This window comes from Roseovarius mucosus (assembly GCF_002080415.1).
Classification (GTDB): Bacteria; Pseudomonadota; Alphaproteobacteria; order Rhodobacterales; family Rhodobacteraceae; genus Roseovarius; species Roseovarius mucosus_A.
This window is the reverse complement of the sequence record NZ_CP020474.1, coordinates 650,452-665,840: the sequence shown is the minus strand read 5'-3', so window position 1 is coordinate 665,840 and position 15,389 is coordinate 650,452. Positions and strand designations below refer to the sequence as shown.

At 59.7% G+C, this 15,389-nt stretch carries 18 protein-coding genes; 15 read left to right on the top strand and 3 right to left on the bottom strand.

Going from position 1 to position 15,389, the window contains the following annotated elements; translation table 11 throughout:
- The first annotated feature begins 240 nt into the window (after positions 1-240).
- A complete protein-coding gene (locus ROSMUCSMR3_RS03200; RefSeq protein ID WP_081506429.1) occupies positions 241-1,848 on the top strand; it encodes a peptide chain release factor 3 in 1,608 nt (535 codons plus the stop codon).
- Positions 1,849-1,861: 13 nt separating this feature from the next.
- Here ROSMUCSMR3_RS03200 and ribA read toward each other — a convergent pair whose 3' ends face one another.
- A complete protein-coding gene (gene ribA, locus ROSMUCSMR3_RS03195) occupies positions 1,862-2,950 on the bottom strand; it encodes a GTP cyclohydrolase II (RefSeq protein WP_008282330.1) in 1,089 nt (362 codons plus the stop codon).
- Between the two features lie 156 nt (positions 2,951-3,106).
- On the opposite strand from ribA, the gene ROSMUCSMR3_RS03190 reads away from it, so the two are divergent.
- The 5 genes from ROSMUCSMR3_RS03190 to ROSMUCSMR3_RS03170 all read left to right on the top strand — a co-directional run bounded on the left by ROSMUCSMR3_RS03190 (position 3,107) and on the right by ROSMUCSMR3_RS03170 (position 6,646).
- Positions 3,107-3,793 carry a response regulator transcription factor gene (locus tag ROSMUCSMR3_RS03190; protein ID WP_081506428.1) on the top strand — a complete coding sequence of 229 codons (687 nt, stop codon included), beginning with the start codon at positions 3,107-3,109 and terminating at the stop codon, positions 3,791-3,793.
- A 229-nt stretch (positions 3,794-4,022) separates the two neighbouring features.
- On the top strand, positions 4,023-4,811 hold the full coding sequence (locus tag ROSMUCSMR3_RS03185; RefSeq protein ID WP_081506427.1) for an exodeoxyribonuclease III: 789 nt from the start codon (positions 4,023-4,025) through the stop codon (positions 4,809-4,811).
- 52 nt (positions 4,812-4,863) lie between these two features.
- On the top strand, positions 4,864-5,781 hold the full coding sequence (locus ROSMUCSMR3_RS03180; RefSeq protein WP_081506426.1) for a thioredoxin family protein: 918 nt from the start codon (positions 4,864-4,866) through the stop codon (positions 5,779-5,781).
- A gap of 26 nt (positions 5,782-5,807) precedes the next feature.
- On the top strand, positions 5,808-6,455 hold the full coding sequence (locus ROSMUCSMR3_RS03175) for an LON peptidase substrate-binding domain-containing protein (protein WP_081506425.1): 648 nt from the start codon (positions 5,808-5,810) through the stop codon (positions 6,453-6,455).
- A gap of 38 nt (positions 6,456-6,493) precedes the next feature.
- Positions 6,494-6,646, top strand: coding sequence for a Trm112 family protein (locus ROSMUCSMR3_RS03170; RefSeq protein ID WP_081508537.1), 153 nt, complete (start codon positions 6,494-6,496; stop codon positions 6,644-6,646).
- On the opposite strand, the gene ROSMUCSMR3_RS03165 is transcribed toward ROSMUCSMR3_RS03170, so the two are convergent.
- Entirely contained in the window at positions 6,643-7,854 is a 1,212-nt protein-coding gene (locus ROSMUCSMR3_RS03165; RefSeq protein ID WP_081506424.1) for a cytochrome b/b6 domain-containing protein, read from the bottom strand. The two genes, ROSMUCSMR3_RS03170 and ROSMUCSMR3_RS03165, sit on opposite strands and share 4 nt — an antisense overlap.
- Before the next feature lie 204 nt (positions 7,855-8,058).
- Between ROSMUCSMR3_RS03165 and fabD the strand changes: the two genes are divergently transcribed.
- The 4 genes from fabD (at position 8,059) to ROSMUCSMR3_RS03145 (ending at position 12,762) form a co-directional block, all read left to right on the top strand.
- The gene (gene fabD / locus ROSMUCSMR3_RS03160) at positions 8,059-9,006 is read left to right on the top strand and encodes an ACP S-malonyltransferase (RefSeq protein WP_081506423.1); all 948 of its coding nucleotides are present in this window, start codon (positions 8,059-8,061) and stop codon (positions 9,004-9,006) included.
- Between the two features lie 32 nt (positions 9,007-9,038).
- Positions 9,039-9,776 (top strand): 3-oxoacyl-[acyl-carrier-protein] reductase, encoded by a 738-nt coding sequence (fabG, locus tag ROSMUCSMR3_RS03155; protein WP_081506422.1) that lies wholly within the window; start codon positions 9,039-9,041, stop codon positions 9,774-9,776.
- 230 nt (positions 9,777-10,006) lie between these two features.
- The gene (locus tag ROSMUCSMR3_RS03150) at positions 10,007-10,240 is read left to right on the top strand and encodes an acyl carrier protein (protein ID WP_008282321.1); all 234 of its coding nucleotides are present in this window, start codon (positions 10,007-10,009) and stop codon (positions 10,238-10,240) included.
- A gap of 233 nt (positions 10,241-10,473) precedes the next feature.
- Entirely contained in the window at positions 10,474-12,762 is a 2,289-nt protein-coding gene (locus ROSMUCSMR3_RS03145) for a glycosyl hydrolase family 28-related protein (RefSeq protein ID WP_081506421.1), read from the top strand.
- 27 nt (positions 12,763-12,789) lie between these two features.
- On the opposite strand, the gene ROSMUCSMR3_RS03140 is transcribed toward ROSMUCSMR3_RS03145, so the two are convergent.
- On the bottom strand, positions 12,790-13,449 hold the full coding sequence (locus ROSMUCSMR3_RS03140) for a hypothetical protein (protein ID WP_237183531.1): 660 nt from the start codon (positions 13,447-13,449) through the stop codon (positions 12,790-12,792).
- Between the two features lie 112 nt (positions 13,450-13,561).
- Here ROSMUCSMR3_RS03140 and ROSMUCSMR3_RS03135 point away from each other — a divergent pair, with 112 nt between their 5' ends.
- The 5 genes from ROSMUCSMR3_RS03135 to ROSMUCSMR3_RS03115 all read left to right on the top strand — a co-directional run bounded on the left by ROSMUCSMR3_RS03135 (position 13,562) and on the right by ROSMUCSMR3_RS03115 (position 15,355).
- The gene (locus ROSMUCSMR3_RS03135) at positions 13,562-13,882 is read left to right on the top strand and encodes an antibiotic biosynthesis monooxygenase family protein (protein ID WP_008282318.1); all 321 of its coding nucleotides are present in this window, start codon (positions 13,562-13,564) and stop codon (positions 13,880-13,882) included.
- Complete coding sequence (locus tag ROSMUCSMR3_RS03130; protein ID WP_008282317.1) at positions 13,879-14,166, top strand: DUF5665 domain-containing protein; 288 nt, start codon at positions 13,879-13,881, stop codon at positions 14,164-14,166. The genes ROSMUCSMR3_RS03135 and ROSMUCSMR3_RS03130 overlap by 4 nt, the downstream gene beginning before the upstream one ends.
- A gap of 77 nt (positions 14,167-14,243) precedes the next feature.
- Complete coding sequence (locus tag ROSMUCSMR3_RS03125) at positions 14,244-14,651, top strand: universal stress protein (protein WP_081506419.1); 408 nt, start codon at positions 14,244-14,246, stop codon at positions 14,649-14,651.
- An 82-nt stretch (positions 14,652-14,733) separates the two neighbouring features.
- Positions 14,734-14,976, top strand: coding sequence for a zf-TFIIB domain-containing protein (locus ROSMUCSMR3_RS03120; protein WP_081506418.1), 243 nt, complete (start codon positions 14,734-14,736; stop codon positions 14,974-14,976).
- A gap of 67 nt (positions 14,977-15,043) precedes the next feature.
- Positions 15,044-15,355 carry a VanZ family protein gene (locus ROSMUCSMR3_RS03115; protein ID WP_237183530.1) on the top strand — a complete coding sequence of 104 codons (312 nt, stop codon included), beginning with the start codon at positions 15,044-15,046 and terminating at the stop codon, positions 15,353-15,355.
- Positions 15,356-15,389: the final 34 nt, after the last annotated feature.

Here is a 15,389-nt window from a genome sequence, read left to right as displayed (position 1 = left end):
ACGGCATGCCGGGTACCGTCACGCTAAAAAATGTATCAAAAACAGGTCAATGAATGTGGCCGACCGGTTGGGTGCCAAATTGAACGCTGATTGAGCCGCCAGATGTACGGGTGAGACATTTTTGCCGCCGCGCTTGGTGCCCGACGCCAGCATTCAGAGAATCATCTGGGGTTTATCGGCGTTCGATACCCTCAACACCCCGTATTGCGCCGCCCCAGCCACGCCTCTATATCCGGCGCCATGTTGGATACTCTTTCAAACCGCCCCGATCTTCCGGCTGAGATTGCCCGCCGCCGCACGTTTGCGATCATTTCGCATCCAGATGCGGGCAAGACGACGCTGACCGAGAAGTTCCTCTTGTACGGGGGCGCCATTCAGATGGCCGGGCAGGTGCGTGCCAAGGGAGAGGCGCGGCGCACGCGCTCTGACTTCATGCAGATGGAGAAGGACCGGGGCATTTCTGTGTCGGCCTCGGCCATGTCGTTTGATTTTGGTCGGTTCCGGTTCAACCTCGTAGACACGCCCGGCCACTCGGACTTTTCCGAAGATACCTATCGCACCCTGACCGCCGTCGATGCGGCCGTCATGGTGATCGACGGGGCCAAGGGCGTTGAAAGTCAAACGCAGAAGCTGTTCGAGGTCTGCCGGTTGCGCGATTTGCCGATCCTGACCTTTTGTAACAAGATGGACCGTGAAGCGCGCGATACGTTCGAGATCATTGATGAAATCCAGCAGAACCTTGCCATTGACGTAACCCCGGCAAGTTGGCCCATAGGTATGGGGCGCGATTTTGTCGGCTGTTATGACATGCTGAACAACCGTCTGGAATTGATGGACCGCGCCGACCGTAACAAAGTGGCAGAGTCGATCAAGATCGACGGGCTTGATGATCCGAAACTGGCGCAGCATGTGCCCGCAAACCTTATCGCCAAGCTGCGCGAGGAAATCGAAATGGCGCGCGAACTTTTGCCCGCGCTCGATCCGCAGTCGGTGTTAGAGGGCCATATGACGCCCATTTGGTTCGGCTCAGCGATCAACTCGTTTGGCGTCAAGGAATTGATGGATGGCATTGGCACCTATGGCCCCGAGCCGCAGGTGCAAAAGGCCACTCCGCGTGCGATTGCCCCCGAAGAAACTGCCGTGACCGGCTTCGTCTTTAAGGTGCAGGCCAATATGGACCCCAAGCATCGCGACCGTGTGGCCTTTGTCCGCCTCGCGTCGGGGCATTTCAAACGCGGCATGAAGCTGACGCATGTGCGCTCGAAGAAACCTATCACCGTCTCGGCACCGGTGCTCTTTCTGGCAGCGGACCGTGAATTGGCCGAAGAGGCTTGGGCTGGGGACATCATCGGTATCCCCAACCATGGCCAGTTGCGTATCGGGGATACTCTCACCGAAGGGGAAGCGCTGCGCGTGACCGGCATCCCATCCTTTGCGCCAGAGCTTTTGCAGCAGGCGCGGGCAGGTGATCCGATGAAAGCCAAGCATCTGGGAAAGGCGCTGATGCAATTCGCCGAAGAAGGTGCCGCCAAGGTGTTCAAGCCTGCGTTTGGCTCTGGCTTTATTGTGGGCGTGGTGGGGGCGCTGCAATTCGAGGTGCTGGCCAGCCGGATCGAGCTGGAATATGGGCTCCCGGTGCGGTTTGAGGGCTCTCAGTTCACCTCGGCCCGTTGGGTATCTGGCGACAAGCTGGCGGTCGAGAAATTCACTGCCGCCAACAAACAGCATATCGCCCATGATAATGATGGCGACATCGTCTATCTTACGCGCCTGCAGTGGGACATTGATCGGGTCGCGCGCGACTATCCAGATGTCACGCTGACCGCGACCAAAGAGATGATGGTCTAAAGGTCGCCTTGGCCTAGAGCATATGCCCCGATTTTGCGGCCTTGGTCGCGAGATAGTGATGATTATGCGTGTTCTCGCCCAGTTTCAGCGGCACACGCTCGATCACCTTGATGCCGTTCTGCTCCATCATCGCGATCTTGGCGGGATTGTTGGTAAGAAGCCGCACCGAGGAAAAGCCCATCAGCGACAGGATGCGCGCACCGATGCGGAAATCGCGTTCGTCATCTTCAAATCCAAGGCGATGATTGGCTTCGACCGTGTCGAATCCCTGATCCTGCAAGCTGTAGGCACGCATCTTGTTGGCGAGGCCAATGCCGCGCCCCTCTTGGTTGAGATACAGCAGCACGCCGGCACCTTCGGCCCCCATCTGCGCCAGAGCGCCGCGCAGCTGAGGTCCGCAATCGCATTTCAGGCTTCCCATCAGGTCGCCGGTGAAACAGGCGGAATGCAGCCGTGCCAGCACGGGCACGGCGCGGTCAGGTTGACCGATTTCGATGGCGTAATGTTCCTCGCCACCATCCTCGGGGCGAAAGATATGCAGACGCCCCGCCTCTGACACGGCAAGCGGCAGGCGCGCGCTGACCACCGGATGCAGCGGGCTTGTCAGTTCGAGTTGCGGTGCCGCGGCTGTATCAAGCAAGGTCAGCCCATGACGGCGCGCGAATTCCACGCCTTCCGTTAGTGGCAGCACCAAGGCGGCGGGCAAAAGCCGCGACGATTTCACAAGGCTCAGCGCCAGCCGGTGTAGATCGACCGCGCCCCCGCGCTCGGAGGTCAGCGGGCCTTTCATCGGGCTTTTGAGATCATCCGCCGGGTCCGCAACCGACAAAATCCATCCCAGAGAGACATCAGGCGGAAGGATAACGCGCGCGAGATCATCATCATAGGCCCGCGCCTTGAGCGTGGTGGCCCGGCGCGCAGTAATCGCCAGAACCGGAGTGCCGCCCAATGCCCGCAGATCCGCAAGCCGCTGCGCCTCAAGCGTTTCGGCCGCCATGATGAGTGCCGCACCTCCGCGGCCGCTTAGCACCACGGGCACGCCCATGCGCAGATCGCTTCGTGCGCGCGCAGCAATTTCAGTGAGATCCGGTGCAAGGCTCATGCGGGGCTCCTGTTTATCAGTCCAACCGTGATATAGTCTTTTGTAATGAATGGAAAGAAACGCTCGCGCCGCAACACTAGGGCGTGAGTGGAATGTTGCACATCTTGCCGCGACGCTGCTTGTACCGCATGTTCGACGAAACAAGAGGAAACCGAGATGGGACAAGTCAAAAAAATTCTTCTCGTGGATGATGACGACGACCTGCGCGAGGCGCTTGGCGAACAGTTGGTCATGACCGAGGATTTCGACGTCTTCGAGGCGTCAAGCGGTACCTCTGCGCTGAGCAAGGTCAAGGACATGATCTATGACCTTGTGATCTTGGATGTGGGGCTTCCGGATACTGATGGGCGCGAACTGTGTCGCCTGATGCGCAAGCAGGGAATCAAGGCACCGATTCTGATGCTCACCGGGCATGATGGCGACGCGGACACGATCCTTGGACTTGATGCCGGGGCCAATGACTATATCACCAAACCTTTCAAGTTCCCGGTGTTGCTGGCCCGTATCCGTGCGCAATTGCGTCAGCATGAGCAGTCTGAAGACGCTGTGTTCCAGCTTGGGCCCTATACGTTCAAACCGGCGATGAAGATGCTGATCACCGAAGATGATCGCAAGGTAAGGTTGACAGAAAAGGAAACAAATATCCTTAAGTTTCTTTATCGTGCGACGGAAGGCGTGGTTCCGCGCGATATCCTGTTGCACGAGGTTTGGGGCTATAACGCGGGGGTTACGACCCATACTCTTGAGACGCATATCTACCGGCTGCGTCAAAAGATCGAACCCGATCCCGGAAATGCGCGGCTTTTGGTGACGGAATCGGGCGGCTATCGGCTTGTTGTCTAAAAGGCACGGTTCTTTGACCAAGATCAAAGTCGTATCTGCGGTTGAGCTTTAATCTGCTATTATCCGTTATGTGTGCGGTTACACACATGAACCTCCCTGTTGGACTGCCCCGGCCCCTGTGCCGGGGTTTCTTTTTGTTTTGGCGCTCGGCTCTGTCTGGGGCAATCGCGGCTGGAATCCTTGGACGCATCGCTTTAGTGTCCCGGCGAATCCGCACGGGAGATGCCAGATGTCCTTTACCCTCGCCACATGGAACATCAATTCAGTGCGTCTGCGTGAAGGACTGGTGGCGCGCCTGATGCAGGAAGAGGGGCCTGATATCCTCTGCCTTCAGGAATGCAAAAGCCCGGTTGATAAGATGCCGCTCGAGGGCTTTGCCGCCCTTGGCTATGCCCATGTCGTTGCCCGTGGGCAAAAGGGCTACAACGGAGTGGCGATCCTGTCCAAATTGCCAATCGAAGAGGTCGGGGCGATGGACTTTGCGGATCTCGGCCATGCAAGGCACATTGCGGGCCGACTGGAAAATGGTGTTGTGATCCACAATTTCTACGTGCCTGCAGGGGGCGATGTGCCTGACCGGGCGGTGAATGACAAATTCGGCCAGAAGCTCGATTATCTGACGGGCATGCGCGATTGGTTCCGCGACAGCCGTCCCGAAAAGGCGATCCTTGTGGGGGATCTCAACATCGCCCCGCGCGAGGATGATGTTTGGAATCATAAACAACTGCTCAAAATCGTAAGCCACACCCCTGTTGAAGTGGATCATCTGAGCGCAGTGATGGCGGCGGGCGGTTGGCAGGATGTTACGCGCGCCGACATTCCCGAGGGGCAGCTTTATAGCTGGTGGTCCTATCGCGCAGCCGATTGGGACGCTGCGGATAAAGGGCGCCGGCTTGATCATGTCTGGGCCACAGGCGACATCGCCACTTCGGCGCATTCCAGCCGCATCCTGCGTGGCGCGCGGGGCTGGGAGCAACCTTCGGATCACGCGCCGGTGTTCGCAACATTTGATCTTTGACTCCGCCCGCCACGCCCTCATATAGGGGGCAAATCTCTTAAGGAGGCTGAACATGCTGGAACTGGGTAAAACCAAAAGTGCCCCCGCGGCGGGCGACCTGATCAAGGATGTGTCCGAGGCCAGCTTCATGGCGGATGTCGTGGACGCATCGCAAACCGTGCCGGTGATCGTCGATTTCTGGGCCCCGTGGTGCGGTCCCTGCAAAACGCTTGGTCCGGCGCTTGAGGCGGCGGTGACCCGCGCCAACGGTGCGGTCAAAATGGCCAAGATCAATGTCGATCAGAACCAGATGATTGCGGGCCAGATGCGGGTTCAATCGATTCCAACCGTCTATGCCTTTTGGCAGGGCCAGCCGATTGACGGTTTTCAGGGTGCCGTGCCCCCATCAGAGATCGAGGCGTTCGTCGCGCGTGTTATTGCAGCCGCTGGGGGCGAGCCTGAGGATGGTTTGGACGAGGCGCTTGATGCCGCCGACGAGATGCTTGAAACCGGCGCTGTGGCCGATGCGGCCCAGACCTATGCCGCAATTCTGCAAGAGGACCCGCTGAATGCGCGGGGCTACGCGGGCCTTGCCCGTGCCCATATGGCGCTAGGCGAGTTGGATCAGGCCGAAGCGATCCTAAACGGTGCCCCGGCAGAAATCAGCCATGCCCCTGAAATTGACGCCGCCCATGCGCAACTGGCACTGGCACGTCAGGCGCAAGATGCCGGACCTGTCAACGAGCTGCGCGCCGCCGTTGAGGCAGACCCCGCGAACCTTCAGGCACGATTTGATCTCGCGCAGGCGCTTTATGCCAACGGGCAGGCGCAAGAGGCGGTGGATGAATTGCTTGATCTATTTCGGCGGGATCGTGAGTGGAGTGATGGCGCGGCCAAGACCCAGCTTTTCACCATCTTCGAGGCGCTCAAACCGAATGATCCGGTCTTGCTGAGTGGGCGGCGCAAATTGAGTTCGATGATATTTGCCTGAACCTATGCACGGGCTAGGTTAGCGGCATGACACACAAGCTCGATCTTCCAGAGATCATCCCCGTCTTTCCGCTGCCCGGTGCGCTCTTGCTGCCGCGCTCGCGTCTACCGTTGCATCTATTCGAGCCTCGCTATCTGGCGATGCTTGAGGATGCGTTGAAAACTCCGGGTCGGCTGATCGGAATGATCCAGCCGAACCGGGTCCCAGGTCGCGCGGGCGGCACCGGTCTGCATGCAATCGGCTGCGTTGGACGTGTGACGCAATTCTCGGAAACCGAGGATGGGCGCTATATGATCACTCTGACAGGGCTGTCGCGGTTTCGCGTCCTCGAAGAGGTAGAGGGCTTTACACCCTATCGTCGGGCGCGCGTGTCGTGGACCGGCTTTGAGCGTGATTTGGGGCCGGTCGACAGTGATCCCGGCTTTGACCGCCGCGCATTCCTTAGGCTTTTGGCGCGGTATTTCGAGGCCCGCGAGCTTCAAACAGACTGGGATTCGCTGAAAGAGGCCGAGGATGAATTGTTAGTCAATTCACTCTCGATGCTGTTGGGCTTTGAGCCGGAGGACAAGCAAGCCTTGCTTGAGGCGCCATCTCTTAGCACGCGGCGCGAGACGCTGATCACGCTTATCGAATATGTGCTGCGCGGCGGCGATAACGAGGACATCATGCAGTGACCGAAGACACACCGCCCCCCCCGGCCTTTGACCGGCGCATGCTTGAGGCGCTGATCTGCCCACAGACCCATGTTACGCTCGAGTATGACGCGGCGGCGCAGGAATTGATCAGCCGCCGCGCTAGTCTGGCCTTTCCGATCCGCAACGGCATTCCGGTTATGCTGATCGACGAGGCACGCAGGCTGGATTAATTTCCCCGCGTGGCGGTCAACTCAAAGCGCATATCGACCCCAAAACCCAAGGACTTTTCGTCCGTCACCCCGTTGCCGATGTTGAAATTTCGGCGATCGAGGGCAAGCGTGCCGATAGCCGTGGCGCTATCGCCGGTGATGGTCAGGTCAAAGGGCATCTCGACGGGCACAGATTGGTCTCGGATGGTCAGCGTGCCGCGCGCCACAGGGCCTGTTTCACCAGACATCAAATCAGCGGCAAAAATCGCAGTCGGGAATTCTGCGGTGTTGAAGAAATCTGCTCCCATCGCCTGTTGTGTGACCGAGCCAAGCGAGAGAGAGGCGATGCTGACAGTCACCGTAACATCGCCGTGTTTGCCATCTGCGTCCGGGGTTTCGGAATAGGCGATTTCGGCCGTCCATTCCTCAAAGCTGCCGGTCACGGCTGAGCCCATTTGTTGCACTGTCACTTGCAATTGGCCGCTTTCGACCTGCCAGTCACTCTCGACCGCCGCAAGTGTGGTCGGGCCGGTTTGTGTTGTGTCGAACCAGCCAAGCGCTGTCGCGCCCCCAAGTGTACCAAGCCAAACCGCCACGGCGGCAACCATGGGCAGCACAGGGTTGGGTTGCCGCGCGGTGGGAATCGCATCCATACGTCCCGGCAACATCCGGCGCAGCGTCGCATCACCATCCAGCAGGTGATGTTTGAGAGCGCCGCCCACATGCGCCGCAATCGTACCCACCAAGACCAGCACAAACACATAATGCAAGGTCGAGGCCAGGTCGGACAGGGCCTCAGACTTGGGCACGAGTGGCAGGTTTTGCCCCAATGGCCACCAGATCGGTGCGAAACCAGAGGTTGCAGCGTGATGCACCCAGCCTGAAAGCGGCACCAGCACCAGCGAGCCATAGAGCAACCAATGCGCGGTTTCGGCCGCCCAGGCCTCGAGTCTGCGATCCCCGTTGAGCAATCCGGGTTTGGGCTGCGACATGGCCCAAAGAATACGGGCCAACGCCACAAAGAAAATTGTGACCCCGAGTGTTTTGTGAAGTGAAAACAGGAAAGTAGCCTGCGCGATCAGCGGTTCGGTTGGGGACGCTGCCACCGCCTCGGCGACCTTGGTCGCATACCAGCCCAGCGGCAGGTTTGACAGGATCAAGAGCGCCGTGAGCCAGTGAAAGCCCTTGGCGATACTGCCGTAGCTGGTGGCGGAATTGGTGCGTTGCATCGCGAATGTCCTCATGGTTGTGGCGTCACTCTAGCGGCATATGTCACGGGCGCAATCGCCGCCCACGCACAGGGCCTCTGCGTCTTTGCGTGTCTATCTAGCCCCGTTTAAAACCTGAGCAAACTCAGGTGAAATTGGGCAAATACGTTGCCTTGGCCTGCGTGCCGATGTATCGGGAGGCACTTTTCAAGGGAGGGGCAGGCCATGAGCCGAGCATTCGTATTTCCGGGGCAGGGCGCGCAGGTGATCGGCATGGGCGCGGATTTGGCCGCCAGCTATCCGGCGGCGCGCGCGGTGTTCGATGAGGTGGATGAGGCGCTTGGGCAAAAGCTCTCGGCGTTGATCTGGGAGGGCGCGCAAGACGAGCTGACCCTGACCGAAAATGCGCAACCGGCGCTGATGGCCACCTCTATTGCCGCGCTGCGGGCGCTTGAGGCAGAAGGTGTGAACCTTGCTACGGCGGCATCCCATGTGGCGGGGCATTCTTTGGGGGAATATTCCGCCCTAGCGGCGGCGGGGGCGATCAGCGTGGCGGATACAGCGCGCCTTCTGCGCATTAGAGGGCAGGCGATGCAACAGGCGGTGCCTGTTGGCGTCGGCGCAATGGCGGCCTTGTTGGGGCTTGATTTTGAAACTGCCCGCGCCGTGGCGCAAGAGGCCGCGCAAGGCGAGGTTTGCCAAGCCGCGAATGACAACGATCCGGCACAGGTGGTGGTCTCAGGCCACAAGAGCGCGGTAGAGCGTGCGGTGGAGCTGGCCAAGGCGCGCGGGGCCAAACGGGCCATGCTCTTGCCGGTAAGTGCGCCCTTTCATTGCGCGTTGATGGCACCGGCTGCCGATGTGATGGCAAAAGCCCTTTCCGCGGTCACAATTCATGCGCCGGCTGTGCCGCTCGTGGCCAACGTGCGCGCGCAAGCGGTGACAGATCCGGCGGAGATCCGCGCGCTCTTGGTCGAGCAAGTTACGGGCTCTGTCCGTTGGCGCGAGTCAGTGCAATACATGGAGGTGCAGGGCGTCACCGAAATTTGGGAAATCGGCGCGGGCAAAGCGCTCTCGGGTATGGTGCGCCGCATCGCGCGTGACCTCAGCTGCCGCACCATCGGAACGCCGGATGAAGTCACAGCGGCAGCGGCCAGCCTGACCGAGAAGTGAGCCGCGTATCGTTTACCAAGGAAGGACAGAACATGTTTGATCTGACAGGGAAATCTGCGCTTGTCACGGGCGCTTCAGGTGGCATTGGCGCGGCGATTGCCCGTGCTCTGCATGGCGCGGGCGCGACCGTCGGGCTGAGTGGCACGCGGGTAGAACCGCTGGAGGCTCTGGCTGCGGAACTGGGCAGCCGCGCGCATGTCCTCCCTTGCAACCTTGGGGATGCAGAGGCAGTTGAGGCGCTTGCAAAAGAGGCCGTTGGTGCATTGGGCGGGCTCGACATTCTTGTGAACAATGCTGGCATCACCCGTGATCAACTCTTCATGCGGATGTCTGACCAGGACTGGCACGATGTGCTGGATGTAAATCTGACGTCCGCGATGCGCCTCTGCCGGGGGGCTGTGCGGCCAATGATGAAGGCGCGTTGGGGCCGGATCATCAACATCGGCTCGATCGTAGGGGCGAGCGGGAACCTCGGTCAGGCCAATTATTCCGCCGCCAAAGCGGGGCTTGTGGGAATGACCAAATCCATCGCCGCAGAGGTGGCCAGCCGGGGTATTACCGCAAATGTCGTGGCCCCTGGATTTATCGCCACGCCGATGACAGATAAGCTGAGCGACGATCAGAAGGCGGGGCTAAACGCCCAAATCCCGATGGCCCGCATGGGCACAGCCGAGGAAATCGCCGCCGCCGTTCTCTATCTTGCCAGTCCCGAGGCCGGCTATGTCACGGGGGCTACATTGCATGTGAATGGGGGCATGTCGATGTACTGAGCCGCGGCTTGATCGCTGTGGCGGTTTTGGGCTGAGTGAAAGCATTTGCCATTGCCCGCGCATATGCTATAGGCCACCGAGATTAGCCGGAGGGATATGCGGATTCTCCCGGTGGCCTTGGTATTAAGGCAGTCGAGAACCGCCCACTGGGGCAAAATCATCGCCACTTCCCGGGCTGGGCGGGGGCAGACAACGGGCAAACCAGCCCAAGACAAAACGAGGAACAAGACATGAGCGATATCGCAGACCGCGTTAAGAAGATCGTTGTGGAACACCTGGGTGTCGAAGAGGACAAGGTCGTCGACAAAGCCTCTTTCATCGACGATCTCGGCGCGGACAGTCTCGACACCGTCGAACTGGTCATGGCATTCGAAGAAGAATTTGGCATTGAGATCCCCGACGATGCGGCGGATACAATCCAGACCTTTGGCGACGCGGTCAAGTTCATCACCGAAGCGTCCTGATATCGCCCCCGCGCGACAGGCGAAAGCCCTGCCATCCGGCAGGGCTTTTTGCGTTTCAGGCGAGGCGTATCACAATTGCGTGTGCCTGACGCGCAATCTGGTGTCTTACAGGCACCGTGACGGTGCCATGAGACCTGATTAACACGTCGTTGATACATCCCCTTCCGACCGCTTTGGCCCATCGCTTTGGCCACGAGCATCCGCATGCGGCGCGCAACAGGAAAGGGATATCCATGAACAAGGCAATCACCGACGGCATCGTTTTCATGCCGCCCCCCTTTGCAAACGGTCTGGACCAGTGGTCGCGCGGGGATGGGCGACCGGGGTCTGACACCTATGCAAACGCCGTCGACGCAGCCTTTGTCCCCGCCGATCAGGATTTTGGTGGGGCGCTGGAATTGCAAAAGACCGAGGCTGTGCAGCGTTTGCGCTCGATGGGCGAAACGCCGATCTTACCCGGTTGCTACCTGCAAATCCGAGCGCGGATCAAGGCGATTGCCGGCAATCTGCCGAGTGTGCGCATCGCGGCCTTTGCCGGTGGGGCAGGGGGTGCCGCCCTGCCCGGGGTGACGGTGACCGGACCGCAGATCGCGTTGACCACCTATGGCGCGGTTGTCGAGGTGACGGCCATTGTAGGCACGGGCACGCGCACCGGCGTGGATATGCCTTGGGGGCGCGCTGCGATTTTCGGCCATTTCGGTCTTGATCTGAGCGGGCCGAGCGGTGGCGTGGTACGCATTGACGACATCACCATCGAGGATGTCAGCCGCTTTTTCCTGCGCGATATCCTCAGCACGGTCGATGTGCGTGATTACGGCGCGATTGGCGATGGGGTGACGGATGATCATGCCGCTTTCGAGGCCGCTGACACTGCGGCGCAGGGCCGCGAGATCATCGTGCCCGCAGGCCAATATTTCCTTGGGCAAAGCACCACGATCCAGAACCGCATCCGGTTCGAGGGCACGCTCGTGATGCCGGATGCGGCCATTCTCGCATTGACCAAGAACTACGATCTGCCCGCTTATATTGATGCGTTTGGCGATAGCGAACTGGCCTTCAAAAAGGCCTATCAGGCGCTTTTGAACAATCCCGATCACGTCACGCTTGATCTGGCTGGGCGCAAGGTGGTTCTGCGCGGGCCGGTTGATATGGCTGCGGCAGTGAACAACCGCTCTACCTATAACCAGCGCCACGTCATCCAGAATGGCCAGTTCACGATCCGGGGCGGCCCGGCTTGGGCGACCGATGTTGTGACCTCGCAGGCCAGCTATGACATCGCGAACCCCCTCCGCCTGACCAATGTGATTGACGTGGCCAATATCCCCGTGGGCGCGCTGATTGAGGGCAATGGTGTGGGCCGCGAGGTTTACGTCAGCGCCAAGAACGTGGCGGCACAGCGGCTCGACATCAGTCAGCCGCTTTTTGACGCGGCGGGCACGCAGGTCTTTACCTTCCGGCGGTTCAAATACCTGCTGGATTTCAGCGGTTTTGACGATGTCTCGCGCATGGTGTTCTCAGAAGTGGATTTCCAGTGCACGGGGGATTGCAGTGGCGTGCTCTTGCCGCCGCAGGGCTCTGCCAATCATTTCCGTGACTGTTTCTTTACCCGTCCCAAGGATCGCGGCATCACCAGCCACGGCGAGGGCGATCAAGGGATGATGATCGACCGCTGCCAGTTCATTTCGGACGAAGGGCCGCTGTTGTCGACCGAGCGGCGCAGCATCGCGTTCAATGCCAATGCCAATGACCTCAAGATCCGCGATAATCGCAGCGTTCTGTTTCGACATTTCGCCGTGCTTGCGGGCAGCAGTTCCCTGATCTCTGGCAATCACGTGTTTCAGGGGGATACTTCGCAAGGCGGCGCGCGCGTCGCGGGTTTTGTGCTGACGCGGATCAACAATCGCGGCAGTGTCAGCGGCAATTACATCGACAACTGCTTTATCGAATGGGTGAACGAGCATGATGCCGAGCCCGAATTCGCAAGCGAGTTTTCGTTCAGCGCGCTTAGCATCACCGACAATGTTTTTCTGGCCGGCAATATGGCCCCTTGGTTCACCTATATCGTGGTCAAGCCGCACGGCGCGGGGCATTTTCTTGACGGGGTGACCGTCACTGGCAACACGTTCCGCACTATTGGCACCATTACCCGGGTCGAGATGGTCGACACGAGTTTTGCCGATCTCAACTATGATCGGGTGCGCAATGTCACCTTTGCCAATAACAGCTTTCACAACATCAATATCCCTGTCGCCAGTCCGCTGGTGATGCAGCACACCGAGGAAAGTGCCGCTGCCACTTGGGAGGTCGAGCCTGCGCCACGCTTGCCGTTCGGCGCTTGGGCGCAGACGGTTGAGGCGGTCATTCCTGCCGGTCCTCTGCGTAATGCAGCGAATGCGGTGGTGTACGCGGCCCCCTATTTCGAGGCGCAGCAAGGGCCGAACCGGGATCGGATCAACCTGCGTTGGCCCAGCCCGGTTTCGGGATCGGTGGTGCTGCGTATCCGGATCGACGATCCGCTTTGACAGGTTCTTTGGGCCTCTGATGGGCTGTTAGAATGACCGCCAGAGGCCCAGCTTGACCCCCCGTTCGCCACCACCCGACAAGGGCAGGATTAGCCCGAATTCCAGGTGCGCACCGGGCTTGGTCGCATGCACATAGGAGGGTGCGAAACGCACATAGGTCTGGCCCTTCGCGGGCTGTCCGGTTTGGATCTGCGCGATCACCTTGCCGCGCGCAGTGATATCAAGACCAAGCGTGATATCGCTTTCGAGCGTCATCTGTCCCCCGCTAAACATCACGGCCCGCCCGTCAAACGCCGCCCAACCGTGCCGCCCCCAGAGTGTCAGCCCCCGCCCAAGCGACAATCCGGGACGCAGTGCGCGTTGCTCAGCTACTTCGCCCAAGCCCAATTCGACCGCGATCTTGACCTCTCGCGCTGGGCGTCCAACGGGCCAGCGGGCAAAGACGATGGTCTTGGTCATTTGCAGCGCGTCGCCGCCCAGATCAATGCCCAGCGTCAACCGCTCTGTCGCGCCATATTCGGCATAGAGTGTAAAGCTCTGCCGTGCGAGGCCGGTTTCGTCGGGCGCATCGAGCTGTCCCGTTGCCGCAAGAAAGGTTTGCCCTTTGGCGCGCGGCCACGCGCCCGCCTCTGCCATGCCAACGAGCCATGGCAGTATCAGCACTGCAAAGAGCGGGCGTAATTGCATCGTCACCTCTGCATTAACCTTCATTAAAAAGGGTAAAGCGCAGGTTAAGATGGGCCGGGAATTTACCGGGCAGGGGGCGCGTGCTAGGCTTGCCCCCAAAAGGAGGTTTCCCATGCCCCATATCACCACCGACACCGACCATCAGACCGTGCTCACCACCTTTGAGGTGACGCCGGGCACCTGCCAGGATCTGATGGATTTGCTGACCGCCGCCTATCGTGACTTTATCTCGCAACAACCGGGATTCATTGCTGCGGGTCTGCATGTCAACGATGCCCAAACCCGTATCGCCAATTACTCGCAATGGCGCGCGCGCTCAGATTTTCAGGCGATGCTACGCAGTGATGAGATGCGCGCCCGCAATCGCGAAATCAGTGCACTCTGCAAAGGGTTCGAGCCGGTCATGTATGACGTGGTGGCAACCTTCGGATGACGCAAGACAACAGGCCGACCGACGAGTTGACACGCGAGGTGGCAGCCCTGCGCCGCGAATTGCAGACGCTGAATGCACATCGCTTTATCCGTGTCCACAATTCCGTGCCGCGCATGTTGGCCTTCAGCTTGGTGCGGGGGCTTGCCGCCGGGCTTGGCACGGTGCTGGGGGCAACGGTGCTTTTGTCGGTGATGATCTGGGCCCTCAGCCAGATCGAGTTTTTGCCGATCATTGGCGATTGGGCGGCACAAATTGCGGCGCAGGTGCGCGACATGCAGAACTGAACCGGGCCTGATCTGGATCATGGCAGAGCGCTGTCCCCTAGGGGATGATGGGCCTATCCAATAGAAAAGGACAGCCCATGTATGCACATATTCTGGTTCCCGTATCCTTTGATCAGGACCGCGATTCGAATGCAGCGCTACGTGCCGCGCGGCTTTTGGCGGGAGAGACGGGACGCATCAGCCTCTTGCATGTGATCGAGCAGGTACCGGGCTATGCAATTTCTTATCTGCCCCAAGGCTATGTGAACGAGGCGCGCAAGGCAATCGAGGTTGAACTGGCCGAAATCGCCGCCTCTTTGCCCAATGCCTCTGCCCATGTGGTAGAGGGGCATTCGGGGCGTACCATCCTCGACTGGGCCGAGGCCCACACTCCCGACTGTATCGTGATTGCCAGCCATCGGCCCGGTATGCAGGATCTTTTGCTGGGTTCTACTGCCGCCAAGGTGGTGCGCCATGCGGCCTGTGCGGTGCATGTAATCCGCTGAGTGGCGGGATGTTTGCGCTCTGGGTTGCACCGTCAGCGGTGCGACCCCACATGCCACACAAGGCAACAAAAGGAGAGCGCCCATGCAATGTCCAATCGACGGCACGCAACTGGTTCTGGCGGAACGCGCCGGGGTCGAGATCGACTATTGTCCACAGTGCCGGGGTGTCTGGTTGGACCGGGGCGAGTTGGACAAGATCATTGATCGCTCCGCCTCGGTGCCTGCGACTGCGGCCCCAGCGTACGAGTCGCGCGACCAAGACGATCGCGGACAACGCCCCCGCAAAAAGCGTGGCGGCTTTCTTGAGGATCTCTTCGACTTCTGACGCGCGCCCTTGAAGCGCCAAGATGTTGGGGCTATGCGCAAGAATGGTAAAAATCCTGACGGCCCTGATGACGCTTGCAATCGGCGTTACAACTCTGATGCCCTCCACTGGGGGGCACTCACCGCTTCTTGGGCTGGATAAGTTGGCGCATCTTGTGGCGTTTGCCGCTTTGGTTATTCCGATCACGATGGCGCAACCGCGGAGTTGGGCGCTGATTTGGCTTGTGGCTTTGTCTTATGGCGGCCTGATCGAGATTGTTCAGCCGCATTTCGGACGCGGAGCGGAATGGGCGGATTTCGTGGCGGACGGGCTGGGTGCCGCGATGGGAATCGCCTTGGCGCTTATACTGCGTCGACGTTTACCCGCCTTTCGGCAGTAGTACTCTTGCAGTACGTGCAAAAAGAACCCTTTTA